This is a genomic window from Comamonas sp. (genome assembly GCF_036643215.1).
Taxonomy (GTDB): domain Bacteria; phylum Pseudomonadota; class Gammaproteobacteria; order Burkholderiales; family Burkholderiaceae_C; genus Comamonas.
This window is the reverse complement of sequence record NZ_JAVXSJ010000001.1, coordinates 124,627-148,333: the sequence shown is the minus strand read 5'-3', so window position 1 is coordinate 148,333 and position 23,707 is coordinate 124,627. Positions and strand designations below refer to the sequence as shown.

21 protein-coding genes, 1 other RNA gene and 1 pseudogene are annotated in these 23,707 nt (G+C 59.7%); 12 read left to right on the top strand and 11 right to left on the bottom strand.

Features of this window, described 5'->3' with window-relative positions:
* Window positions 1-58 precede the first annotated feature (58 nt).
* Both RSF91_RS00635 and RSF91_RS00630 read right to left on the bottom strand, forming a co-directional pair.
* Window positions 59-397, bottom strand: coding sequence for a P-II family nitrogen regulator (locus RSF91_RS00635; protein ID WP_332566603.1), 339 nt, complete (start codon window positions 395-397; stop codon window positions 59-61).
* Window positions 398-448: 51 nt separating this feature from the next.
* Window positions 449-2,089 (bottom strand): NAD+ synthase, encoded by a 1,641-nt coding sequence (locus tag RSF91_RS00630; RefSeq protein ID WP_332566602.1) that lies wholly within the window; start codon window positions 2,087-2,089, stop codon window positions 449-451.
* Here RSF91_RS00630 and RSF91_RS00625 point away from each other — a divergent pair.
* Window positions 2,088-3,419 (top strand): GNAT family N-acetyltransferase, encoded by a 1,332-nt coding sequence (locus RSF91_RS00625; protein WP_332566601.1) that lies wholly within the window; start codon window positions 2,088-2,090, stop codon window positions 3,417-3,419. The genes RSF91_RS00630 and RSF91_RS00625 overlap by 2 nt on opposite strands.
* Window positions 3,420-3,498: 79 nt before the next feature.
* Here RSF91_RS00625 and RSF91_RS00620 read toward each other — a convergent pair whose 3' ends face one another.
* The 4 genes from RSF91_RS00620 to RSF91_RS00605 all read right to left on the bottom strand — a co-directional run bounded on the left by RSF91_RS00620 (window position 3,499) and on the right by RSF91_RS00605 (window position 8,929).
* The gene (locus RSF91_RS00620) at window positions 3,499-5,265 is read right to left on the bottom strand and encodes a methyl-accepting chemotaxis protein (RefSeq protein ID WP_332566600.1); all 1,767 of its coding nucleotides are present in this window, start codon (window positions 5,263-5,265) and stop codon (window positions 3,499-3,501) included.
* Between the two features lie 461 nt (window positions 5,266-5,726).
* Window positions 5,727-7,511 (bottom strand): methyl-accepting chemotaxis protein, encoded by a 1,785-nt coding sequence (locus RSF91_RS00615; RefSeq protein WP_332566599.1) that lies wholly within the window; start codon window positions 7,509-7,511, stop codon window positions 5,727-5,729.
* A gap of 137 nt (window positions 7,512-7,648) precedes the next feature.
* The gene (gene ppa, locus RSF91_RS00610; RefSeq protein ID WP_219345463.1) at window positions 7,649-8,176 is read right to left on the bottom strand and encodes an inorganic diphosphatase; all 528 of its coding nucleotides are present in this window, start codon (window positions 8,174-8,176) and stop codon (window positions 7,649-7,651) included.
* A 228-nt stretch (window positions 8,177-8,404) separates the two neighbouring features.
* The gene (locus RSF91_RS00605; protein WP_332566598.1) at window positions 8,405-8,929 is read right to left on the bottom strand and encodes an Mpo1 family 2-hydroxy fatty acid dioxygenase; all 525 of its coding nucleotides are present in this window, start codon (window positions 8,927-8,929) and stop codon (window positions 8,405-8,407) included.
* Window positions 8,930-8,990: 61 nt separating this feature from the next.
* Here RSF91_RS00605 and RSF91_RS00600 point away from each other — a divergent pair, with 61 nt between their 5' ends.
* From RSF91_RS00600 to RSF91_RS00575, 6 genes are all read left to right on the top strand, one after another.
* On the top strand, window positions 8,991-9,800 hold the full coding sequence (locus tag RSF91_RS00600) for a Crp/Fnr family transcriptional regulator (RefSeq protein WP_332566597.1): 810 nt from the start codon (window positions 8,991-8,993) through the stop codon (window positions 9,798-9,800).
* Window positions 9,801-10,015: 215 nt separating this feature from the next.
* Window positions 10,016-10,597: a DUF2889 domain-containing protein gene (locus RSF91_RS00595; protein ID WP_332566596.1), complete on the top strand. Its 582-nt coding sequence runs from the start codon at window positions 10,016-10,018 to the stop codon at window positions 10,595-10,597.
* 97 nt (window positions 10,598-10,694) lie between these two features.
* Window positions 10,695-11,837, top strand: coding sequence for a GTP 3',8-cyclase MoaA (moaA, locus tag RSF91_RS00590; RefSeq protein WP_332566595.1), 1,143 nt, complete (start codon window positions 10,695-10,697; stop codon window positions 11,835-11,837).
* The gene (gene mobA, locus RSF91_RS00585) at window positions 11,830-12,519 is read left to right on the top strand and encodes a molybdenum cofactor guanylyltransferase MobA (protein ID WP_332566594.1); all 690 of its coding nucleotides are present in this window, start codon (window positions 11,830-11,832) and stop codon (window positions 12,517-12,519) included. The genes moaA and mobA overlap by 8 nt, the downstream gene beginning before the upstream one ends.
* A 78-nt stretch (window positions 12,520-12,597) precedes the next feature.
* On the top strand, window positions 12,598-13,971 hold the full coding sequence (moeA, locus tag RSF91_RS00580) for a molybdopterin molybdotransferase MoeA (RefSeq protein ID WP_332566593.1): 1,374 nt from the start codon (window positions 12,598-12,600) through the stop codon (window positions 13,969-13,971).
* A gap of 58 nt (window positions 13,972-14,029) precedes the next feature.
* The gene (locus RSF91_RS00575) at window positions 14,030-14,356 is read left to right on the top strand and encodes a thioredoxin family protein (RefSeq protein ID WP_332566592.1); all 327 of its coding nucleotides are present in this window, start codon (window positions 14,030-14,032) and stop codon (window positions 14,354-14,356) included.
* A 125-nt stretch (window positions 14,357-14,481) separates the two neighbouring features.
* On the opposite strand, the gene rnhA is transcribed toward RSF91_RS00575, so the two are convergent.
* Both rnhA and RSF91_RS00565 read right to left on the bottom strand, forming a co-directional pair.
* Window positions 14,482-14,931, bottom strand: coding sequence for a ribonuclease HI (gene rnhA / locus RSF91_RS00570; RefSeq protein WP_332566591.1), 450 nt, complete (start codon window positions 14,929-14,931; stop codon window positions 14,482-14,484).
* Complete coding sequence (locus RSF91_RS00565; protein WP_332566590.1) at window positions 14,928-15,773, bottom strand: class I SAM-dependent methyltransferase; 846 nt, start codon at window positions 15,771-15,773, stop codon at window positions 14,928-14,930. Before RSF91_RS00565 ends, rnhA begins: the two co-directional genes overlap by 4 nt.
* A gap of 19 nt (window positions 15,774-15,792) precedes the next feature.
* Between RSF91_RS00565 and gloB the strand changes: the two genes are divergently transcribed.
* Window positions 15,793-16,578 (top strand): hydroxyacylglutathione hydrolase, encoded by a 786-nt coding sequence (gene gloB, locus RSF91_RS00560; RefSeq protein WP_332566589.1) that lies wholly within the window; start codon window positions 15,793-15,795, stop codon window positions 16,576-16,578.
* Window positions 16,578-18,083 carry a transglycosylase SLT domain-containing protein gene (locus RSF91_RS00555; protein WP_332566588.1) on the top strand — a complete coding sequence of 502 codons (1,506 nt, stop codon included), beginning with the start codon at window positions 16,578-16,580 and terminating at the stop codon, window positions 18,081-18,083. The genes gloB and RSF91_RS00555 overlap by 1 nt, the downstream gene beginning before the upstream one ends.
* A 138-nt stretch (window positions 18,084-18,221) precedes the next feature.
* Here the strand turns inward: RSF91_RS00555 and recR are convergent, their stop codons facing one another.
* From recR to dnaX, 3 genes are all read right to left on the bottom strand, one after another.
* Window positions 18,222-18,812, bottom strand: coding sequence for a recombination mediator RecR (gene recR, locus RSF91_RS00550; protein WP_332566587.1), 591 nt, complete (start codon window positions 18,810-18,812; stop codon window positions 18,222-18,224).
* Between the two features lie 206 nt (window positions 18,813-19,018).
* The gene (locus RSF91_RS00545) at window positions 19,019-19,351 is read right to left on the bottom strand and encodes a YbaB/EbfC family nucleoid-associated protein (RefSeq protein WP_099737431.1); all 333 of its coding nucleotides are present in this window, start codon (window positions 19,349-19,351) and stop codon (window positions 19,019-19,021) included.
* Window positions 19,352-19,378: 27 nt separating this feature from the next.
* Window positions 19,379-21,529, bottom strand: coding sequence for a DNA polymerase III subunit gamma/tau (gene dnaX / locus RSF91_RS00540; protein WP_332566586.1), 2,151 nt, complete (start codon window positions 21,527-21,529; stop codon window positions 19,379-19,381).
* Between the two features lie 101 nt (window positions 21,530-21,630).
* On the opposite strand from dnaX, the gene ffs reads away from it, so the two are divergent.
* The 3 genes and pseudogenes from ffs (at window position 21,631) to RSF91_RS00530 (ending at window position 23,366) form a co-directional block, all read left to right on the top strand.
* An RNA gene (gene ffs, locus RSF91_RS00535) (signal recognition particle sRNA small type) lies at window positions 21,631-21,726 on the top strand.
* Window positions 21,727-21,842: 116 nt separating this feature from the next.
* Window positions 21,843-22,022: pseudogene (locus RSF91_RS19790) on the top strand (DUF6538 domain-containing protein); the annotation flags it as partial.
* Window positions 22,023-22,205: 183 nt separating this feature from the next.
* The gene (locus RSF91_RS00530) at window positions 22,206-23,366 is read left to right on the top strand and encodes a site-specific integrase (protein WP_332566585.1); all 1,161 of its coding nucleotides are present in this window, start codon (window positions 22,206-22,208) and stop codon (window positions 23,364-23,366) included.
* The last annotated feature ends 341 nt before the right edge of the window (window positions 23,367-23,707 follow it).

The following is a 23,707-nucleotide window of genomic DNA, read 5'->3' as shown; positions in this document are numbered from 1 at the left end:
CTGAACAAAAAAGCCAGACTCAAGGTCTGGCTTTTTGCTGGGTGCGCGGCATGACGACTTAGACAGCGGTGTCGTCCAGCTCGCCTGTGCGAATGCGCACCACGCGCTCCACGGGGGTGATGAAGATCTTGCCGTCACCAATCTTGCCTGTGCGTGCCACGTTGACGATGGCATCCACGCAGTGGTCCACATCTTCGTCCTTCACAACAACTTCAATCTTCACTTTGGGCAGAAAGTCCACTACGTACTCAGCACCGCGGTACAGCTCGGTATGGCCTTTCTGGCGGCCGAAACCTTTGACTTCTGTCACGGTCAGACCATTCACCCCACACTCGGCCAAGGCCTCGCGCACTTCCTCAAGTTTGAAAGGCTTGATGACGGCGGTAATCATTTTCATGGGGCTTATTCCTCAATAGATTGAAATCGGCAACGCGCCAGAGGCTTGGCCTCAGGCACGAAATTTGTTGGTTATCGGGTAGCGCCAGTCTTTGCCAAAACTGCGCACCGTCACGCGTGGGCCGACGGGTGCCTGGCGACGCTTGTGTTCATTGATTTGTATCAGACGCGTGACGCGCTCCACATCAGCGGACGCAAAACCCTTGGCTACGATGGAGCTTACGCTCTCATTATTTTCCATGTAGTGCGTGACGATGGCGTCCAGCACCTCGTAGTCAGGCAGGCTGTCCTGATCTTTCTGGTCCGGGCGCAACTCGGCGCTGGGCGGGCGCGTAATGATGCGATCGGGGATGGGATCGAGCCCCGTGCCAAACGGGTCATGGGCATTGCGCCAGCGCGCCAGCGCAAAGACTTCGGTCTTGAGCACATCCTTGATGACAGCAAAGCCGCCAGCCATATCGCCATACAGCGTGCAATAGCCGGTCGACATTTCGCTCTTGTTGCCCGTGGTCAGCACCATATGGCCAAACTTGTTGCTCATAGCCATGAGCAACGTGCCGCGAATGCGCGCCTGCAGGTTCTCTTCGGTCGTGTCTTCAGCACGGCCTGCAAATGTAGTGACCAGCGCGGCCTTGAAGGCCTCGAACTGCGGCGCAATATCAATCTCTTCGTGCTGCACGCCCACACGCTCAGACATTTCACGGGCATCCAGCCAGCTGATGTCTGCGGTATAGGGAGATGGCATCATCACCGTGCGCACCTTGTCCGCGCCCAGCGCGTCCACCGCAATAGACAGCACCAGCGCCGAATCCATACCGCCCGACAGGCCGATGAGCGCACCAGGAAAGCGGTTCTTGCCCACATAGTCGCGCACGGCCAGCACCAGCGCCGACCACAAAGCGTGGTGATGGCTAAGCGGGGGCTTGACTGCGCCCATCAGACTGACACGGCCGTCCACCAGATGGGCAGCCACCAGCGGCAAGTCTTCTTCAAAAGCCGCAGCGCGTGCGGCCAGTTGGCCATTGGCCTCTACGGCAAACGAGCAGCCGTCAAAAACAATCTCGTCTTGCCCACCCACCAAGTGGGAATAGACAACAGGCACTACATTTTCAATAGCACGTTGCTCAATCACTGCCTCGCGCTCAGCGGGTTTTCCGCTATGAAATGGCGATGCATTGATGACCACCAGCAGCTGCGCGCCAGCGGCCACGGCAGCTTGGGCCGGGCCGACATGCCAGGCGTCTTCGCAAATCAGCAGACCGACCTGAATGCCAGCCACATCCACCACGCAAGGCATATTGCCTGCGGCAAAGTAGCGCTGCTCGTCAAACACGCCAAAATTAGGCAGCAACTGCTTAAAGTAATGGGCAATCTGCTGACCATCACGCAGCACGCTGGCGGCGTTGAACAGTTTTTCCCCATCACGTTGTGGGTGACCGATGACCAGCACCAGCCCCGGCCATTGGGCGCTGGCGGCCTGCAGCTCTAGCAGCGCGGCATCGCAGGCATCAAGGAATGCGGGGCGTAAATAAAGGTCTTCAGCCGCATAGCCGCACAGAGCCAGCTCGGGAGTGAGCAACAGGCGGGCACCGTTGGCATAAGCTTCAGCAGCGGCGGCAATGATTTTCTGGACATTGCCAGAGAGGTCACCCACGACAAAATTGCGTTGGGCACAGCAGATAGAAAGCGTCATGAAAAGCAAGCTAGGCGGTGAGGCTACCGGCGCCCGCGACAATCAGGGCATGGCCGAAAACACAATTATCACTCGCGTGCTCACCAGCGTGCAGCAGCTGGACGCACAAAACTGGAATGCGCTGCTGGCCTCTCAGTCCACGCCCACGCCTTTCATGCGCCACGAATACCTAGCCGCCATGGAACAAAGCGGCAGTGCCACGCCTGAAACGGGCTGGGTCATCCGGGTCATCACCATCTGGGATCAAGGCGAATTACTCGCCGCCTGCCCCCTCTACATCAAGACCCATTCTTACGGCGAGTATGTGTTTGACTTTGCTTGGGCCCGCGCTTATGAGCAGCATGGCCTGCCCTACTATCCCAAGGCCGTGCTGGCCGTGCCTTTCACCCCCGCGCCCGGCTCGCGCCTGCTGGCGCGCACGCAGGCGCTGCGCGTGGCGCTGGTGCAGGCCATACAGGAATGGGCAGAGTCACTACAACTGTCATCACTGCACCTGCTGTTTGGCGATGCGGATGACCTGGCTGCCTGCGCCGCAGCAAGCTGGATGCAGCGCAGCACCGTGCAGTTTCACTGGACGAACAAGGTACCCGCGCTCAGCGAAGGGGCTGGCGAAGAATCGACAAACACCGCCTCCAACGAAGCCACTGCCTGGCGCGACTTTGACGACTTCCTCGCCTCACTCAATCAGGAAAAGCGCAAAAAAATCCGGCAAGAACGCCGCAAGGTGCGCGACGCCGGCGTGAGCTTCAGAGCTCTGGAAGGCCGTGACATCAGCACGGAGGACTGGAATTTTTTCTACCGCTGCTACGAGCGCACTTATCTGGAGCATGGCAACGCCCCCTATTTGTTGCCCGCATTTTTTGAAGCCATGGCGGGCGCCATGCCTGAGAACTGGGTGATGTTCATTGCCGAGCACGAGGGCCAAGCCATTGCCTCAAGTTTGATAGCTGTCAGCGCCAGTAGTGCAACAACTTCAACATCAAACCCATCCATTAACGATGCAGATAATGCGCAAGCAGCTATCAATAACAGAGTAGCCTACGGCCGCTACTGGGGCGCACTGCAGCGCGTGGACAGCCTGCACTTTGAAGCCTGCTACTACCAGCCCATTGAATGGTGTATTGCCAATGGCATTACGCGCTTTGAAGGGGGCGCGCAGGGTGAGCACAAGATGGCCCGCGCCCTGCTGCCGATAGAAACGCCCAGCGCCCACTGGGTGTCCCACCCGGCTTTTGCCGATGCCATTGCCCGTTTTTTGCAGCGCGAAGGCGAAGGCATGGCCGACTATGTGCAAGACCTCAAGACACACAGTCCTCTGCGCAAAGTGTGATTTCCGGCAAGGTCGAACCTCACGAGTACAAAAAAAGGTCGCCTTGCAGCGACCTTAAAGTTCAGACCTTCAGAGACATTCAGAAAGTTTCCCAATCGTCCTCATTCATAGACGACTTGCGCTGATTGCGATTGGGAGCCGATTCAGTGGCCGCACTGCCCATCAAAGACTGGGGCGCGGTTTGCATGGGTGCAGGGCGAGCCCCCACTCGGCGAGTGGGCGCCAGGCGCGAGTGACTGGCCGAGGCAGCAGCAGAACTAGCCGCCGCACGCGCCGTCACCTTCGCGGCTTGCTCATAAATGGCACTGGCGGGCAGCTGAAACACGGCCACGGCCTGCACCAAATCTTGCGCCTGCTTGCGCAGCGAACCTGCGGCGGCAGCGCTTTCCTCGACCAGTGCGGCGTTTTGCTGCGTGGTCTGATCCATCTGAGTCACCGCTTCGCCCACCTGAGCCACACCCTGGCTTTGTTCCTGGCTGGCGGCGCTGATCTCGGCCATCAAGTCCGTCACACGGCGAATGGCCGAAACAATGTCCGCCATGGTGGTGCCAGCCTTGTCCACCAACTGGGTGCCTTGCTCCACGCGCTGCACGCTGGTCGTAATCAGCCCCTTGATTTCCTTGGCGGCCTCGGCGCTGCGCTGGGCCAGCGTGCGCACCTCGCCGGCCACCACGGCAAAGCCACGACCTTGCTCACCAGCGCGGGCGGCTTCCACGGCAGCGTTCAGTGCCAGAATATTGGTCTGGAAGGCGATGGAGTCGATGACCGAGATGATGTCGGCAATCTGATGGCTACTGTTGTTGATGCCCTTCATGGTCTCAACCACTTCAGCCACCACCGCACCGCCCTGGGCAGCCACTTGCGAGGCATTCACCGCCATCTGGTTGGCTGCACGGGCGTTATCGGCATTCTGTCGCACGGTGGAGCCTAGTTGCTCCATAGACGCCGCTGTTTCTTCCAGCGCGCTGGCCTGTTCTTCGGTACGACTGGAAAGATCGGCATTGCCCGATGCAATCTGCGAGCTGGCCGATGCCACGCCTTCCGCGTTCTGGCGCACGCTGCGCACGGTCTGCACCAGGCTGTTCTGCATACGCTCCAGCGCATTGAGCAGCTGGCCGGTTTCATCCTGGCGTTCCACATGAATGGCGCCGCTCAAGTCGCCATTAGCCACACGATCTGCGGCTTGCACGGCTTGCAGCAACGGCGCACGAATAGATCGCACCAGCAAGATACCGGCAATCACGGCGACCAGCACAGCGATGACGGCCGCAACAATCAGCATGGTGACGGCCTGGCTATACACATTGACCGCAGCGCTGGTTTCTTTCTTGGCCGCATCGCTGTTGTACTTGATCAGCTTTTTCAGTGTTTCCGAAGACGCGTTGTAAACCGTCAGCGACTCTGCACCCAGCAGCTCCTTGGCTTTTTCTTTGTCACCGCTGCGAGAAACCTCGAACAGCTTGTTGTGCAACGCCACATAACGCTCACGCTCACTTAAAAACTGTGTATACAGCTGACGTTCCTGATCCGTAACGATCAAAGGTTCATAAATATTTTTTTCTTCGGCCAGTCGGTGCTGCAATTGCTCGAACTGCTTTTCGATATCAGCGATATAGGCCGGATCGGTGTTGTTGACATGTCGCAGCTCCAGCAATCGCGCCCGAACCAGGTCGGTATTGAGGGTGTTAATGACCTCCACGCTGGGCAAAGCCTTGCCGGTGATGACTTCAGAGCTGTCTTGCATGGAGCGGAACTGCATCAGCGCCATAGCCACCATGGCCAGCAGCAGCGCCACCAGAATCCCGAAAGTGCCCAGAATGCGCGTGGAGATTTTGATGTTCTTCATATATTGCACTGCCCTCTTTTCCGTTCAGGTTTTCACAACCCATTTGGTTTTAGCGTTTACACATACCGAGAATCATTTGTCTGCAGCATGCGCACCTAAATATCTTTTAAAAACCGAACTAACCTAAAAACAATTCAGAAACAGTCTAATTTGTTTTTAATTGTTTCAAATTCCATATTTCTTGCATATCAATGATTACCTACACGCAGGTAAGAACATTCCTACATATCAGAAAGAAATTACTCGTAATCACTGATCAATAAGCGGCGCAATTTTCAAACTTATTAACATTTGGCTTTTCTTTAGAACGACTCAAACCCGTACTTTCTTGATGTGAATCAAGACAAAAGAAAAGAAGCCATGCAAAAAGCCCCGGCTGCTCGCGCAGGCCGGGGCTTGTGATGGGTCGCAACGTGCTTTTGCCCGCACTCAAGGCATCGCTCAACGCTGTAGCGTCACTGTCAGAACTGTTCCCAGTCTTCATCATTCGTCAGCGCGGGCTTAGGTTTAGCCGATGCCATCACCTGAGCCTGCGCGCGCGGGGCGGGAACTGCACGAGGCGCTACACGCGGCTCTTCACGGCTGGCGAATCGCACGCCTGCCTCTGAACGCGCTCCCGCATCCAGGCGCGGCTTCAGCGCAGCACTAGCAAAGCCTTGCTCCTGCTGGCCTAGCTGAAAGATCGCCACAGAATCCACCAGTGCCTTGGCTTGGCGCTGCAGGGAGTCAGCTGCCGCAGCGCTCTCCTCCACCAGTGCCGCGTTTTGCTGCGTGGTCTGGTCCATCTGTGTGACCGCCTCGCCGACCTGCGCAACCCCTTGGCTTTGCTCGCGGCTGGCGGCGCTGATCTCACCCATGATGTCGGTCACGCGGCCAATGGCGCTGACGATCTCGGCCATGGTTGTGCCCGCCTTGTCCACCAGTTGCGAGCCCTGCTCTACGCGCTCCACACTGGCGCTGATGAGCTGCTTGATTTCTTTGGCAGCCTCAGCGCTGCGCTGCGCCAGAGTACGCACCTCGCCTGCCACCACGGCAAAGCCACGGCCTTGCTCGCCCGCGCGGGCGGCTTCTACCGCTGCGTTCAGCGCGAGGATATTGGTCTGGAAGGCGATTGAGTCGATCACGCCAATGATGTCGGCAATCTGGCGACTGCTGTCGTTAATGCCCTTCATGGTGTCCACCACCTGCGCCACGACGGAGCCGCCACGGCCCGCGACATCGGATGCGGTCTTGGCCATCTGATTGGCCGTCTGTGCGTTGTCAGCGTTCTGGCGCACGGTGGAGCCCAGTTGCTCCATGGATGCCGCTGTTTCTTCCAAAGCACTGGCTTGGCTCTCGGTTCGAGCGGACAGGTCCGCATTGCCCTGCGCAATCTCACTGGATGCCAGGGCCACGCCATGGGCGTTGCCACGCACGTCCTGCACCACAGATGAAAGCTGGCGACGCATATCCTCCAGCGCATTGAGCAGCAAGCCCATTTCATCACGGCGCTCGCTGTGCACCTGCATGCCCAGCTGGCCTGCGGCCACGGCCTGGGCCAGCTCGACTGCCGTCGCAACCGGGGTAGTGATGGCTCGCGTCATGGCAATGCCCACCGCAGCAGCAATCAGCACCACCAGAGCCAGCGTGCCCAGCACCCAGTAGCGGGCCAGCTCAAAGCTGGATTTTTCGGCCTGCTGGGCGCGGGCGGCACTCTCCAGCTGCAGATTCATGAACTTGCCTGTGCTCTCGGCCAATTGGCCGAATGCCTGCTCAGACTGGCCCGCAAAGAACAGGCCCAGCTCGTCGCCCATGGCCGCCTGGCTTTCTACGGTGCTGTAGTTGCCATCGCGTGCCTGAGCCAGCAACTGGTCGTGCAGCTTCAAAAACTCCGCCTTGTTGGCCTGATAGCTGCTGTAGGCCTGGCGCAGCACATCGCTGGCAATCAGGCCATCTATGATTTTTTCCTGTTCAGCAATGGTCTTGAGGCGCTGCTGAACCTGTTGCTCGTAGCCTTCGATCTCGACCAGCGTACGGGCGGTAGAGATACCGGCTTCATGGCGGCGCAACCGGTTGTACTCAGAGCGCATGGAAGCCGCGTTGTAGACGCTGGGCAAAGCCACTTCTGAGATGGCGCGCCCCGCTGAATGAATGCTGGTCAGCTGAAGCCAGGCCACAAACCCCAGAAGGGCCGAGAAAAATACCAGCGTCAAAAAGCTGATGCCCAGCTTGGTTCCCACGCGCCAGTCCGAAATCTTCCAACTCATGCGATCCCCTCGTGTCTGCCGATTCAGGCAATAAAAAACGCACCCGGCGTTTTCTGCCTGGTGCGTTTCAAATTGTATCGGCGACTCAGGTCAAAGCCTGCTGCGCGTAAAGGTTAGAGAGCCTTTACTGCTTTGGATTAACCCTTGTATGCGGCGATGCCGTCAACGATTTCCTTGTGTGCTTCGTCCACGCCCTTCCAGCCCAGAACCTTGACCCACTTGCCCTTTTCCAGGTCCTTGTAGTGCTCGAAGAAGTGCGAGATTTGCTGCAGCACCAGATCGTGAATGTCGCTCAGGTGGTTGATCTTGTCGTAGCTGGGCAGCAGCTTTTGTGTAGGCACAGCCAGCACCTTGCCGTCCACGCCGCCTTCGTCTTCCATGTGCAGGATACCGATGGCGCGGCAAGGCACGACCACACCTGCAGGCAGGGGGAAGGGAGTCATCACCAGCACGTCCACGGGGTCACCGTCGCCAGCCAGAGTCTTGGGCACATAACCGTAGTTCACGGGGTAGTGCATGGCGGTGCCCATGAAACGATCCACGAACAGGCAGCCGGTTTCCTTGTCCACTTCGTACTTCACGGGAGCGGAGTTAGCCGAGATTTCGATGATGACGTTGAAGACGTCAGGAGTCTTGGAGCCGGGGGTCACATTGTTCAGAGACATGATGGTTGGGAGGAAGTAATACAAAAAAGCCCCGTCAGGGCTGATGAAGCGTCAGCGCCTGCGGGCCACCCCGTAATTCTAGGCGCATGACCCTAACGCGGGCATTACATGTTTGAAAGATGCGGGGGCTTACAACAGCATCACTATGTGCAGACCCCAAAAATCTCAAGAAAAACCGCCTCAAGCGCTCTGTCTATATGCGCAAGCAGCTATACAAATCATAGTCAATCAAGCGTGAGCTGATTGCCTGCGGCGCACCGGGCCGCTGCGCAACTCCACGGCGGCCTGTACGGACTTGCGCAGGCCCAGGGCAAAACCCAGCTCAGCCACCACAAACAGCGGGCCGACGATGAGGCCCATCACATCGTCAAAAAACGCGGGCTTGCGGCCTTCGTAGTAATGACCAATGAACTGAATCACCCAGCCCACCGCAAACAGTCCCACACCCCACGCCAGCCACAGCGTGGTGGACTGCGCCGCAATCGGCGTGGCCAGCGCCAGCATGGCGACCAGCAGCGCTGTCATGAACAGGCCATAGCGCATATCCAGCGCGCAGTAATAAACCGCAGCGGCTACGGCCCCCAGCAAGGCCAGCGACAGCGGCACCCCGGCCAGCGCGCCCCACTGCAGCCGGGCCAGCAAGATGACCACGGCCAGCATGATCATCGGCACGCCGATGTAGTGGGTGACGATATTGCGCGGGTCGCGGTGGTAGGCGGCGTAGTTGGACAACTGATCGATTAGGGTTTTCATCGCTGTATCTCCGTGTCGCTTGTCCGAGCATGGTGACGCAGTATCAACCTTGCAGTCTGTCATGCCGCCGACACAAGACCTCATACCATCGCCCAAGCCTGCTCTGGCCCCCGCACCGCCTGCGCGCAAGCGCAGCTTTGAACATGTGGGTACTCACGACCTCTGGGCCATTGTGCAGGCCGGGCGCTGGTTTCGCGGCCTGCCGCCAGAGCTGGCCGCGCACATGCAGCTCATAGCTCAGCCCCGCCTGCTGTCGCCCGGTGAATGGCTGTTTCGCCGGGGTGATGCGCCCTGCGGCCTATATGCCGTGGCCCGCGGCTCGCTCAGCATCTCTGGCACCGCCGCGCTGCAGGAAAACACCCGCACCGCCCTGCTCACCTTGATAGAAGCGCCCAGCTGGCTGGGCGAAATTGCCCTGTTTGATGACGAACCCCGTACACACGACGCCTGCGCCAATACCGCCTGCGCCCTGCTGCATATCCCCATAGCGCCGCTGCGCGAATGGCTGGATGCCCACCCCCAGCACTGGCACCCCATGGCCCTGCTGCTGACGCACAAGCTGCGCGCCAGCCTGATTGCGCTGGAAGAGCAGACCGTGCTACCCGCCCCCCAGCGTGTCATGTGCCGGCTGGTGCAGATGGCCATGGGCCACGAGCAATGGGCAGACCGCACCCGTACTCATCGCGAGCTGGCCGTATCGCAAGAGCAGCTGGCCCGCATGCTGGGCCTGTCGCGCCAGACCACCAACCAGATCCTGCAAGAGCTGCAACTGGCAGGCTGGCTGCAACTGAGACGCGGCAAACTGGAAGTACTGAACCTCCCCGCCCTCAAAGGTGCCGCTCTGACGGGGCGAATCAGTGCCAATTGCTGAATAGATTGCTGAAAGCGGGCTGACACCCTGCCCCTGTCAGCGCCCCGTTTCACATCCTCATTTCGCCCGCTGTCCGTTTCTTGCTGGACAAGTCTGCTATCTCTTTGATAATGAAAATAACGCCCCCACGGCGTTCATTCAAAAATCATCGCGGGCGATAGAGCTATAGACAGAACACCCATCCGTTATCGCCCGCCATTACAACGGATACCCCCATGCCCCTGTCCCCCAGTGCCAATCGCAAGCCACTGCCCATTCATATGCGCGACGTCAAATACCGGGGCTACACCCGTCATGACGGCATGTGGGATATAGAGGCCGAAATGGTCGACCAGAAGACTTACGACATCGAACTGCATGGCCACCGCAAAGTGCCTGCCGGCAAGCCGATTCACCATATGTGGATTCGCCTGACCATTGACGCCGACATGGTCGTGCACGGCATAGAAGCCGTCATGGACGACCACCCGCTGGGGCACTGCCCCGAAGCCACAAAATCCATGCAAAAAATGGTGGGCTGCTGCATCGCCCGTGGCTGGCGCCGCGCCATTGCCGACAACCTGGGCAGCGTGGCAGGCTGCACCCACCTGCGCGAGCTACTGTTCAACATGGCCACGCCCGCCTTCCACACCGTACTCAACCAGTTCAACACCAACGACTCTGGCGAGCCGCCGCGCCATCTGGGCCAATGCCTTGGCTGGGACTTCAACGGCCCCGGCGTGGCTGAGTTTTACCCCGAGTTCAAGGGCTGGAAGCCGCTGACGCAGCAGCCCCAAGAAAATATCAAACAAGGCTGACTCGCAATACCATCAAGCGCAACCAGCTATCAAATTTGATAATCCACAACAAGCCCGCAGGCGGCCCGGACATCGCGCTTGCGGCACAATCAACCCCATGGCAGAACGAGTGATTCCCTTGGTCGATGAGCGTGCGGCATCCCGCAGCGCTGTCGTCCCCAGCGTCTTGCAAGCCCCCACCGGGTTGCTGCAAGATCAATGGGGACGGCCTTTGCGCGACCTGCGCATCAGCGTCACCGACCGCTGCAACTTCCGCTGCAACTACTGCATGCCCAAGGAAGTTTTCGATAAAAATTACCAGTACCTCCCCCACAGCTCCCTGCTGAGCTTTGAGGAAATTACGCGTCTGGCCCAGCTGTTTGTGCAGCACGGCGTGCGCAAACTGCGCCTGACCGGCGGCGAGCCACTGCTGCGCAAGAACCTCGAAGTGCTCATCGCCCAGCTGGCCGAACTGCGTACACCCGATGGCCAGCCGCTTGATCTGACCCTGACCACCAATGCATCGCTGCTGGCGCGCAAGGCTCAGGCTTTGAAAGATGCGGGCCTGAACCGCGTCACCGTCAGCCTGGATGGGCTGAACGACGAGGTTTTCCGCCGCATGAACGATGTGGACTTCCCCGTGGCCGATGTGCTGGACGGCATTGAAGCGGCGCGCGCCGTGGGCCTGTCGGACATCAAGGTCAACATGGTCGTCAAACGCGGCACCAATGATGATCAGATTCTGCCCATGGCCCGCCACTTCCGCGGCACAGGTGTGACGCTGCGTTTTATCGAATACATGGATGTCGGCGCCACGAACGGCTGGCGCATGAATGAGGTGCTGCCGTCCGATGACGTCATCGCCCGCCTGCGCACCGAGCTGCCATTGATCCCGCTGGAGCCCAGCTCACGGGGCGAAACCGCCGTGCGCTGGGGCTATGCAGATGCCGCTGGCCAGCACGACCCCCAGCTGGGCGAAGTGGGCGTTATCAGCAGCGTGACCCACGCTTTTTGCGGCGACTGCAACCGCGCACGCCTGTCTACCGAAGGCAAGCTGTATCTGTGCCTGTTTGCCAACCAGGGCTGGGACTTGCGCAGCCTGCTGCGCAGCGGTGCCAGCAATGCTGAAATTGCGGCAGCCATCGCCCCCATCTGGCAGCAGCGCGATGACCGCTACTCACAGATGCGAAGCGAAATGCCACCCGATGCAACGCCCGCCAGCAGCGGCCGCCGTATCGAAATGAGCTACATCGGTGGCTGATTCACCCATCACCGCGGACCAGATCACCGGCTGCATATTGGCCGGTGGGCGCGGTGCGCGCATGGGCGGTGTGGACAAAGGCTTGCAGCCCTTTCAAGGCCTGCCACTGGCGCTGCATGCACTGCAGCGCCTGGCACCGCAGGTCGGCCCCCTGCTCATTAACGCCAACCGCAATACCGAGCAATACGCCGCGCTGGGCCAGCCGCTGAGCGCCAAAGTCTGCCCCGACGCCCTGCCCGACTATCCCGGCCCGCTGGCAGGCTTCATGGCGGGTCTTGCCCAGTGCCAGACGCCTTGGCTGCTGTGCGTGCCTTGCGACACCCCCTTGTTCCCGATGGATCTGGCTGCGCAAATGATTGCTGCGCGCGGGGATGCAAGCACCGAAATAATCATCGCCCACGGCTGGGACAATGGAGATAGCGAACGCACCCAGCCCGGCCAACCGCCTGAGCTGCGTGCCCAGCCCGTGTTCTGCCTGATCAGGGCCTGCCTCAAACACAGCCTTGAAGCCTTCATCACCAGCGGCGGCCGCAAAATTGACGCCTGGACCATCCAGCACCACTGCGCGCAAGCCATGTTTGACCGCCCCGGTGATGAGCATGCCTTTGCCAACGCCAACACACTGGCCCAGTTGCATGATCTGGAGCAACTCGCTCCCGTCGTACAAGCCCAGACACCTTAGCCCGCAAGCCAAACGCGTAAAGTACGGTAACAGCCCCATGGCGGCACCCGCCATGAGGTTTTTTCTTTGGATGCTGCTATGACCGCGATTTTTCAACCTGCCGCCGCCACCAACGCCCAGACGCTGACCACCACACAGGTACACCAGAAACTGCAGGCATTGCTGCAACCGCTGGGTGCTGTTGCCGAAGTAGAAACCGTGGCCCTGCCCGATGCACTGGACCGCGTGCTGGCAGCCGACGTCATCTGCCCCGTCAACGTCCCCCCCCACGACAACAGCGCCATGGACGGCTATGCCTTTGCAGGCAGCGGGCTGAAAGATGCCCAGCCCGACCAGCACCTCACTCTGCGCGTCGTGGGCGCAGCCCTGGCCGGAGCGCCCTGGCATGGAGAACTGGCTGCGGGTCAATGCGTAAAGATCATGACCGGCGCTGTCATTCCCGCCGGGCTGGATACCGTTGTGCCGCATGAGCAAGTGACGGCCAGCGATGCCTTGATTGAACTGGATGCCAGCACTGTGCGCGCCGGTGCCAACCGCCGCCTGCGCGGTGAAGATTTGCAGCAAGGCTCGGTCGCCCTGCCTGCGAGTCAGCGCCTCACGCCCGCCGCCTTAGGCCTGCTGGCCAGCCTGGGACTGGGCCAAGTCAGCGTGCGCCGCCGCCTGTGCGTGGCCTATTTCTCAACCGGCGATGAACTGCTAAGCTCAGGTGACGCACCGCGAGAAGGCGCGATCTACGACAGCAACCGTTTCAGCCTGCAGGCGCTGCTGCGCCGCATGGGCGCCAAAGTGCTTGATCTCGGCGCCATCCCCGATGAGCCTGCCGCATTGCAAGAGCGCCTGAGCCAAGCCGCATCGCTGGCCGATGTGGTGCTGACCAGCGGCGGCATCAGCGCTGGCGAGGCCGACCACACCCGCGCCATGCTGCAGCGCATGGGATGCGTGGAGTTCTGGCACATCGCCATGCGCCCCGGCCGGCCGCTGGCAGTGGGTTTACTCACCCCAGTCGCTGCCAATTTTTCCGAAAAATCGGCCTGCAGCGCAAGCACGACAAGCGCAGAAAGCTCTCAAAAGCAGAGCAATACCGCATCGACCCTGCGCCCCGCCGTGCTGCTGGGCCTGCCCGGCAACCCGGTGGCCGCCATGGTCAGCTTTCTGATGTTTGTGCGCCCGGCACTGGCCCTCCTGGCCGGTGAGCGCGCTGAGCCTGTGCCGCAGTTGCAGGCCATCAGCAGTGAGCGCCTGCGCAAGCGCCCCGGCCGCACCGAATATCTGCGCGGCGTGATTGAAATCAATGCGCAAGGACAGGCCACGGTGCGTACTACCGGCCCTCAGGGCTCGGGCGTGCTCAGCTCCATGGTGGCGGCCAACTGCATCATCGTGCTGAGTGATGAGTGCGGCGATGTGCTGCCCGGAGAAAGCGTCAACGTTCTGCTTTTGCAGGGCCTGATCTGAGGATCAGACTCGCTAGCCTCTCCAAATTACGCCCAAGATCACTTCAGGAAGAGACTCCATGCCATACCAAGCCACCCACTGGGCCACAGAACCCACAAGGCAGGCCATCGATGCACTCAAGGGTGCAAACTTGCTGGAATTTGGCACGCCCTGGTGCGGCCACTGCCAGCGCGCTCAGCCCCTGCTGCAGGCCGCGCTGGCGGCCCACCCCGACCTGCCGCATATCAAGGTGGAAGACGGCCCCGGCCGTCCGCTGGGCCGCAGCTACCGCATCAAACTCTGGCCTACGCTGATCTTCTTGCGCGACGGCAAGGAAGTGGCGCGAGTGGTACGACCCGAGTCAGAGCAACAGATAGCTGAAGCACTGGCTCAAATCACCCCCTGAGGCCATTGACCCTTCTGTAAGCGGCTTTGCCGTGGGGCCGCCTTTGCTGGGTGTCATTTGCTTGAGTCAGCCAACTCAGCACAAGCCAGCGCAGATTGCTCATCTGCCCTGGCCCATCACTCCTGTCAACCGTTTTTCAGCGCCAGCTCCACGCCCTTGTTGGCCAGCGAGTCGGCATGCTCATTGCCGGGGTCGCCGGCATGACCCTTGACCCAGCGCCAGTCAATGCGATGGCCGCTACCCTGCACCAGTGCATCCAGCTGCTTCCACAGGTCTGCATTCTTCACGGGTTCTTTGGACGCAGTCATCCAGCCCTTGGCCTTCCAGCCATGAATCCACTCGGTAATGCCTTTGCGCACGTACTGGCTGTCAAGGTACAGCACCACATCGCAGGGGCGTTTGAGGGCGGCCAGCGCCTGAATCACTGCCATCAGCTCCATGCGGTTGTTGGTAGTGCCCAGCTCGCCGCCAAATAATTCTTTCTGTGCCGATCCGGCCTGCAGCAATGCGCCCCAGCCGCCAGGGCCGGGGTTGCCCTTGCAGGCGCCATCGGTGTAGATCACAACTTGATTCAATTTTTTTCCTTGTTGCGCCAGATCGTATCTGGCGGCTGCTTATTGGTTACCGGTGCCTTCATGCCTGCGGGCGCGCTGCGATTGCGCCAGCTGGGGCTCATCATCCGCGTGCCCGGCACACGCTTGACGGCCACCACGCAATACACACCACCCAGCACTGGCCAGCAACGGTGGCCCACACTTTCCATAAACTGCCAGCGGCTCAGCCACTGCGCACTTTGCGTGGCAGGACGATAACAGCCAAACTGCACGGCTTCGATCTCAAAGCTCAGCAATTGCAGCCAATCGCGCAAACGCCAGTAACCCACGCCCAGACTCAAATCCGGCAGATAGCCCGCGCTGCGCTCTACCCGGCGCTGCAATCCCAGCAGACTGACAGGGTTCAGGCCGCTGATGACCAGCCGCCCCTCAGGCACCAGCACCCGCGCAGCCTCGCGCAGGGCGGCATGCGGGTCGTTTGACGCCTCCAGCGTATGCGGCATGAGCAGCAGATCAAGACTGGCCTCGGAAAAAGGCAAGGCCTCTGCCGCCGTCATCAGGACAGGCGTTTGAGATTGGACCGAAGACTGCTTTGTACTCTCCGTTTCACTAGCGGCCGCCCTCGCAAGCCCGGCTTGCGCTACAGTGCCTGCTTTGCAATCTGGATTGACATTTGAAGCAGCGCCGGAGCCATCCAGCGCCAGCCAGCGGTGCGGCATGCGGTTATTGCGCAGACCCTCAAGCGGCGGTAAGCCCAGTTGAAGCGCGTGATAGCCAAAGATATCGGCCACCGCTTCATCAAAGCGCTGCTGCTCCCATTCGAGGAGATAGTGCCCAAGGGCTGATTCTGTCCAGTGATGCATCTTTATAATTTTGCAGCTCATGAACCTGTTGCCCATTCCTGCCTTTTCCGACAACTACATCTGGATGATCCACGATGCAGAGCATGCCGTGGTCGTCGACCCGGGACAGGCCGAACCCGTGCTGAGCATGCTGGCGCAGCTGGGCTTGAAGCTGCAAGGCATTCTAGTCACCCATCACCATGCCGACCATGTCGGCGGTGTGGACGCGATCCGCGCAGCCACAGACGCACCTGTCTGGGGACCCGCCTACGAGACCTTGCCCGAGCCCGTCACCCGCGTGCAAGGCGGTGACAGCATTGAGCTGCTGGGCGGCCCATGGCAAGTCATTGATGTGCCTGGCCACACCAGCGGCCACATCGCCTTTTTTAGCGCACACGCCAATATCAGCAATCAAATGCAGCCCGTGCTGTTCTGCGGCGACACCCTGTTTTCGGGTGGCTGCGGGCGATTGTTTGAAGGCACAGCCGCACAAATGCAGGCCTCGCTCGATGCGCTGGCCGCCCTGCCCGCCAGCACACTGGTGTGCTGCGCACATGAATACACAATTTCAAACCTGCGTTTTGCGCAGGCCGTGGAACCAAACAACCCAGATCTGGCTCAGTATCTGGATCATTGCCAGAAGCTGCGTGCGCGCCATCAGCCCACGCTGCCTTCAACTCTGCAAACCGAACTGGCCATCAATCCATTCATGCGCAGCCGCGCTGCCGATGTCATCGCAGCCGCCGTGCACCATGACCCTCAAACCAAGCCCCGGGAGCCTGCCAGCGTGCTGGCGACCCTGCGCCAATGGAAAAACGTTTTCTGATGAAACTGCTCTCCACCCTGCTGCTCACCAGCGTGCTGATTCTCACCGGCTGCGCCACCACCAGCAGCGTCGACCCCATGTATCCCGACGGCCCGCTCAAGCCTCTTGGCCAAGGCAAGGTCGGCAGCTCTGAAGTCGCCGAACTCGAAGCCACGGGCGACCTCTGGCTGCGTATCCGCAAGGGCTTTGCCATGCCCGACCTGGAGCAGGATCTGGTGCAGAACCAGGAGCAGTGGTATTCCACACGCCCTGACTACATCCAGCGCATGACGGAGCGCTCCAGCAAGTACCTGTTCCATATCGTCGAAGAGCTGGAACGCCGCGGCATGCCCACCGAACTGGCGTTGCTTCCCTATATTGAAAGCGCGTTCAACCCTCAGGCCGTATCCAGTGCCAAGGCCGCAGGCATGTGGCAATTCATGCCCGCTACCGGCACGTATTTCGACCTCAAGCAGAACATCTTCCGCGACGACCGACGCGACGTACTGGCCTCCACCCGCGCCGCGCTCGACTATCTGCAAAAGCTGCACAACATGTTTGGCGACTGGCATCTGGCCCTTGCCGCCTACAACTGGGGCGAAGGCAGCGTGGGCCGCGCCATCAAGCGCAATGAAAAGCTGGGCCTGCCCACGGGCTACCTCGACCTGCAGATGCCGGCCGAAACCCGCATGTACGTGCCCAAGCTGCAAGCCGTCAAGAACATCGTGGCCAACCCCGAGCGCTTCAACGCCGAGTTGCCCATCATCGAGAACCACCCCTACTTTCAGGTCGTGAACCTGCCCCACGACATTGATGTGGAACTGGTGGCTAAGCTGGCCGATGTAAGCGTCAAGGACTTCAAGGCGCTCAACCCCAGCTTTCACAAGCCCGTGATCTTTGCCCGCGCCACACCGCAGGTGCTGCTGCCCTGGGACAACGCCAAGGTCTTCCGCCGCAATCTGCAAGCCTATAGCGAAGGTCAGTTCGCCAGCTGGACGGTGTGGACCGTGCCCACCACCATCACCGTGGCCGAAGCCGCCCAGCGCGCCGGGCTGGGTGAGGCCGATCTGCGCGCCATCAACAACATCCCCCCGCGCATGCTGATCAAGGCCGGCTCGGCCCTGATGATCCCGCGCGATGCCGATGTCAAGACCGATGTGCCCGGCCACGTCGCCGACAACGGCCAGATCTCCTTCGCCCCGGAGATCGTGACCGTACGCACCACCGTCAAGGCCCGCAAGCGCGATACGCTAATCAGCGTAGCCAGCCGCTACGGCGTCAGCGTCTCCAATCTGGCTGACTGGAACGATTTGAAGTCCACCGCATCGCTGCACGCCGGTCAATCTCTGGTTGCCTATCTGCCAAGCCGCGCCGCACGCAGCGCTCGCGCTGAGGCCAGCAGCCACGAAGTCAGCCGTAGCAAGGTATCCGCCTCCAGCAAAAGCAGCAAAGCTGCACCTGCGGCGCGCGGTGGCAAGAGCGAGCCCAAAACACGTGGCGGCACACCTGCCAAGAAACGCAAGTAAAAGCGCAAGCAAGTCACTGCACAACAAAAAAGCCCGCCAGTTGCAAACCTGCGGGCTTTTTCACGGCCATCAGCCCCTCAATTTGATAGCTGCTTGCGCTTTATCGAAAAGCGCTAGAGGCCTTTTTGACTGATATCTTTAGCGCCTGTCCACCAGGGCATGGGCAATCGTGCCCAGATCCACATATTCCAGCTCGCTGCCAATCGGCACACCCCGCGCCAGGCGCGTCACCAGAATACCGCGCGACTTCAGCGTTTCACTGATCGCGTGGGCCGTGGCCTCGCCTTCGGCGGTAAAGCTGGTGGCCAAAATCACCTCCTGTACCGCGCCATCGCAGGCCCGCTCCAGCAGCTGCTTCATGCCAATCTCTTTGGGCCCCACGCCATCCAGCGGCGACAAACGGCCCATCAGCACGTAGTAAAAGCCTTGATAAGCGCCCGTGCGCTCCATTGCCGCTAGGTCGGCAGGGGCCTCCACCACACACAGCCGAGCACTATCGCGCCCTGCGTCATCGCAAATACGGCAAATCGCCCCTTCGGTAAAGGTGTGGCAGCGCTCACAGTGGTGCACAGAATTCACCGCCGAATCCAGCGCCCGCGCCAGTTGCAGCGCCCCCGCCTGATCGCGCTGCAGCAAATGAAACGCCATGCGCTGAGCCGACTTGACACCCACCCCTGGCAAGCGCCGCAGGGCTTCAATCAAGACATCCAGAGATTGCACATCAGACATGCGCGGTCCTTTCACTCACCAGAAAAAAAGCGATCTGCAAACCACAGATCGCCATTCATTTTTACTCCGCCACTCAAAGAAACTGCCTTAGATCAGGCATGTCCCACATCAGTGGCAACGAGCAAGGGCCGCCCCGCAGCGAGGTTGCCGTCCCCCTCCCGCAAAGCGAGAGAGGGGGAAGCGGCGCAGCCGCTCAGGGGGAGTTCTCAGAACGGGAACTTCATGCCGCCAGGCAGGCCAGGCATACCGGCGGTGATCTTGCCCATCTTCTCGCTGGAGGTTTCTTCAGCCTTGCGCACAGCAGCGTTGAAAGCAGCAGCGACCAGGTCTTCCAGCATGTCCTTGTCTTCAGCCAGCAGGCTGGGGTCAATGGTGATGCGCTTGACGTCGTGCTTGCAGGTCATCACAACCTTGACCAGACCGGCACCGGATTCGCCTTCAACTTCGATGTTGCCCAGCTCGTCCTGAGCCTTCTTCAGGTTGTCTTGCATGGACTGGGCTTGTTTCATCAAACCGGCGAGTTGTCCTTTGTTGAACATGTGAATTCCTTCTTTTGTTGAAACGCCTTATTCAGGCTGAATGGATAGGGGCTTGACGCTGCCAGGCACGATTTTCGCGCCAAAGTCTCGCCTCAAGGTTTGCACCAGCGAATTGCTTTTGACAATGTCTTCAGCAAGCAGCTGGTGCGTTTTCTTTTCAAAGGCCAGTCGACGTGCCGGAGTATCGGTCACCGGGCCCAGCTCAACTTGCAATTGTCGCGCATGACCAGCCGCTTCCAGCGCAGCACGCAGGCGATCGCGTGAGCCCGTTTGATTCAAAGAGCTGGAATCGACCCGCAAATGCCACAAATCACCGTCACGGGCAATCAGTTGCGACTGCAGCGCCAGCTGCCGCGCCAGCGCCGCCACGGCTTCAGTCTGCAGCAATTGCTCCACCACGCTTTGCCACAGATCACCTTCGGCCGTGCGCTCTACAGGCGCAACATCCTGAGCGGTGCTGACATAGCCACCAGCCGACTCCTGCGCCGCAGGCTCTTCCTGCTCCAGGGAAGGTATCGCAGGCATGGAATTCATGGGCTGGCCGACATCCACATCGGCGTCATCACTCCAGCGCCCATCATCCGCCCAGCCCTCTTCGGGCATACCAGCCCAGGCGGCTTCGCTGGGGTCCACTTCTTGCGGAGTGTCTGTTACATCGGCCGGATCAGCCATTTCTTCTGATTCCGAGGCGTCTTCTTCTGAATCTACAGCCTCTTCAGTCTCTACGGCAGGCACTTCAGCGGCATCCGGCGTAATCGACTGAGGCACTTCCAGCGCTGGGGCAGGAGCGTTGTCAGACACAGCCTGTTGAGGCTGGGCGAGCACAGGTTCAGCTACCAATACAGTAGCTTCATCCGCTTGATTTGTATGGACCTCAGGCTGTTTTAACGCTAAAACTTCAGAGGCAAGCTGAGACTGTCCCACCTGCGGCTGCACGGGTGGAGCAACAGGCGAGATAGCCACGGGCGTGGCCACCGGAGCCTGCAGCACTACAGGTTCAACAGCCGGTGCAGTAGCAACCGGGCGACTAGGCCTCAGCGCTGGAGTTTTTTTTTCAGCCGTGCCGGCTTCGGCATTTTCGGGCTTAAAAGCCAGCAGCCTCAGCAGCGCCATGGTCAGCGCCGCATATTCGTCAGGAGCCAGACCCAGCTCTGCACGGCCATGCAGGCAGATGCTGTAGAGCAGTTGCGTCTCGTCACGCGGCATCAGGCTCGCAAGACGATCGACTTCAGCGGCTTCCGGGTCGCTGGCGTCCAATGGCATATCAGGCACGGCCTGCAGCACGGCCATGCGCTGCAGCACAGCGCACATTTCTTCCAGCGTAGAAGCGGCCGACAAGCCGTTGTGGCGCAACTCTTCAGAAGTCTCAACCACCGTGCGGCCATCGCCCTGCGCCAGAGCATCAATCAGGCGGAACACATGGCTGCGGTCCACACTGCCCAGCATCTGGCGCACCGAGGCTTCCTGAAGCTGACCGCTGCCAAAGGCAATGGCCTGATCGGTCAGACTCAACGCATCACGCATGGAACCGCGCGCCGCCCGCGAGAGCAGGCGCAATGCCTGCGGCTCAGCAGGCACGGCCTCTTTGGCCAGCACTTGCGTCAGGTGTTCCAGCACCGTCTCAGGCGCCATGGGTCGCAGGTTGAACTGCAGGCAACGCGAAAGCACCGTCATAGGCACTTTCTGCGGATCGGTCGTGGCCAGCACAAACTTCAGATATTCAGGCGGCTCTTCCAGCGTCTTCAACATGGCGTTAAACGCCGTGTTGGTCAGCATGTGCACCTCGTCGATCATGAAAACCTTGAAGCGCCCCTGCACCGGCTTGTAGACAGCCTGCTCCAGCAGGCTCTGCACCTCGTCCACCCCACGGTTAGACGCAGCATCCAGCTCGGTGTAATCAGGAAAGCGGCCGCTATCGATTTCAGTGCATGCAGCGCATACGCCGCAAGGAGTTGCAGTGATTCCACCATTGCCATCTACGCCCTGGCAATTCAACGACTTGGCCAGAATGCGCGACACCGTGGTCTTGCCCACGCCACGCGTGCCCGTGAACAGATAGGCGTGGTGCAGGCGCTGCTGGGTCAACGCATTGGTCAGGGCCTGAACCACGTGCTCCTGCCCCACCATTTCGGAGAAGGTACGGGGCCGGTATTTACGAGCAAGCACTAAATAAGACATAGTCTTCAATTCTACGGGGCAAGGGCATGTCAACACGGCTGCACCTGAAATCTCATGCAATGAGAATTCAGAGTGTGTCTTTTCAACCTATAATCAGCGGTGACGGGCCTCCTCGCATGGGGAAGCGGCCAACCGGGTCAGGTGGGGAACCAAGCAGCCCTAACTGTGAAACCAGTGCCGAGGTAAGGTTCGTCACCTTTCGATGGAAAACCTCTTTGTAGACAAGAGGTCATCTTCCTAGAAAGGAGCTTTTTTGGTCTTTGTGGCACTTTGATGTGGTACTTCTGTCAATCAGACAAGAGTATTCAAGACCATGCCAACCCTCACAGGGCTGCATTTAAGAGCTGGCGTTTTCCAACTGTGCATAGTCGTTCCGACAGACCTTAGAGCAAGGTTTGGGCGCAGCCGTTTCCGCAAGAGTCTGGGGACTTCTGATAGGTCTGAGGCGGAGCTGCTGGGGACATTGGAGCGTGCAAGGCTGCTGGCGCTGTTTGCTGCGGCCAGGAAACCGTCTGGCACTCTTTCGCATCTCTCCGCTCAAGCGCAGAAGGTCTTGGAGCCTTTGCAAGGCATCCTCCTGCCTACCGAGCCACACGCAGCCCTACTAGAAAGCACTCAGACAGGCGCAAATACCAAGGCCCCAGCCACCCTGGCATCCACATCGAAAAGAGCTGCAGTGAATCCTCAGGCTGGCCCAGCCCTGTATGCAGAGATGCCCACACTGAAGGAGCTGTACAAGCGCTGGCTGCGAGTCAAGAAGCGAACGAAGTCATCTGAGCAAGCCTGCCTGCTGGCTATAGAAACCTGCGACAAAGCACTGGGTCGCTTGCCCATTAACCAATTCACCAGAGCACACGGCGATGCCTTCAGGTCATGGCTGCAGGAGCAACCCATATCACTGACCACCGCCCGCAATAGATTCGTCTGGGTGAAGTCCTTGTTGGTCTACGCCTACCGAGAGCTGGAGCTGATACCCAAGCAGCCTTGGGAAGGGATGGAGATTCAGGTCAGCAAGGCCCAGACCCGCAGGCCTTGGAAAGACGAGGAGCTGCAACAGCTATTCAGTCAGCCGCTGTTTACCACTTACGACACCCCAAAGGGCAAGAAGTCAGGCAGCGATGCAGCCTACTGGGTGCCGCTTATGGCGCTGTACTCAGGGGCACGCATAGGAGAACTGTCTCAGCTTCGTACTTGTGACATCAGCCTGATAGATGGCATTCCCATGCTGACCATCACAGACGCAGGAGATGGGCAACGAGTAAAGAGCAATGCAGGCTTGCGCAGCATTCCAATCCACCCTGAGCTAGTCAGGCTAGGATTGCTGGAGTACGTCCAAGCCATCCGAGACGCAGGCCACGACAAGCTATGGCCCATCCTCCGCGTTGACCCAGAGCGCCCCGGCTTGACCCTATCCAACTGGTTTGGAGAATACCGACGCAGCGTGGGCCTGACAGAGCGCTACCCAGACTTCCACTCCTTCCGGCATTCCGTGCGCACACGCATGTCCAGAGCCAAGATACCAGAGAAGGTGCAAGACGCAATCACAGGCCATGAGACGCTGGGAAGCATTGGAACAAAGGTCTACCAAGACGTCAGCCTTGAAGACCGCCGGGAGGCCATCCAAGCCATCTCCTACCCTGCTCTCAGCTTGCCTAAGGTCTACACAGAGCCACGCATGGAGACTGCCCAGCGTGGAGGCTTCAGGGCCAGAGTGGAAGCTAGGAGAAAACTACAGGGGGGCGCAGATGCATTCCGTATTGTGAAAGCACAACGAAAACAACAGACAGCAGACCTCGTGCCCAAGACCACAGTCAAGGCCAGCACAGAGAAGCCTTGAAGGCCTCCAGCCATGGCAGGCACTACGCATGAGCCTTAAACCACCTCAAGGGACGGCTGCTGATGCTGGCGCTGCATGGCTGAAGCTGACAGAGCGAGGAAGGAGAACAGAGGCAGCAAGGACACCACGACAAACAGGAACCGCACCTGTGATAGCTCCTTCCTCATTCATTCGCATGGGAGGGCTTGGAAGGCCTCAAGGGAGGCATGGAGCATGCTTGGCATAGGCATAGGCATAGGCATGGTCATGGCTTGAAGCTATCCATGGCAGGCTTGGAGGTGCCTTGGCAAGGACTCCTATGAATGAATCTTCTATTACTACTTATTAGTTCATTACCAAGG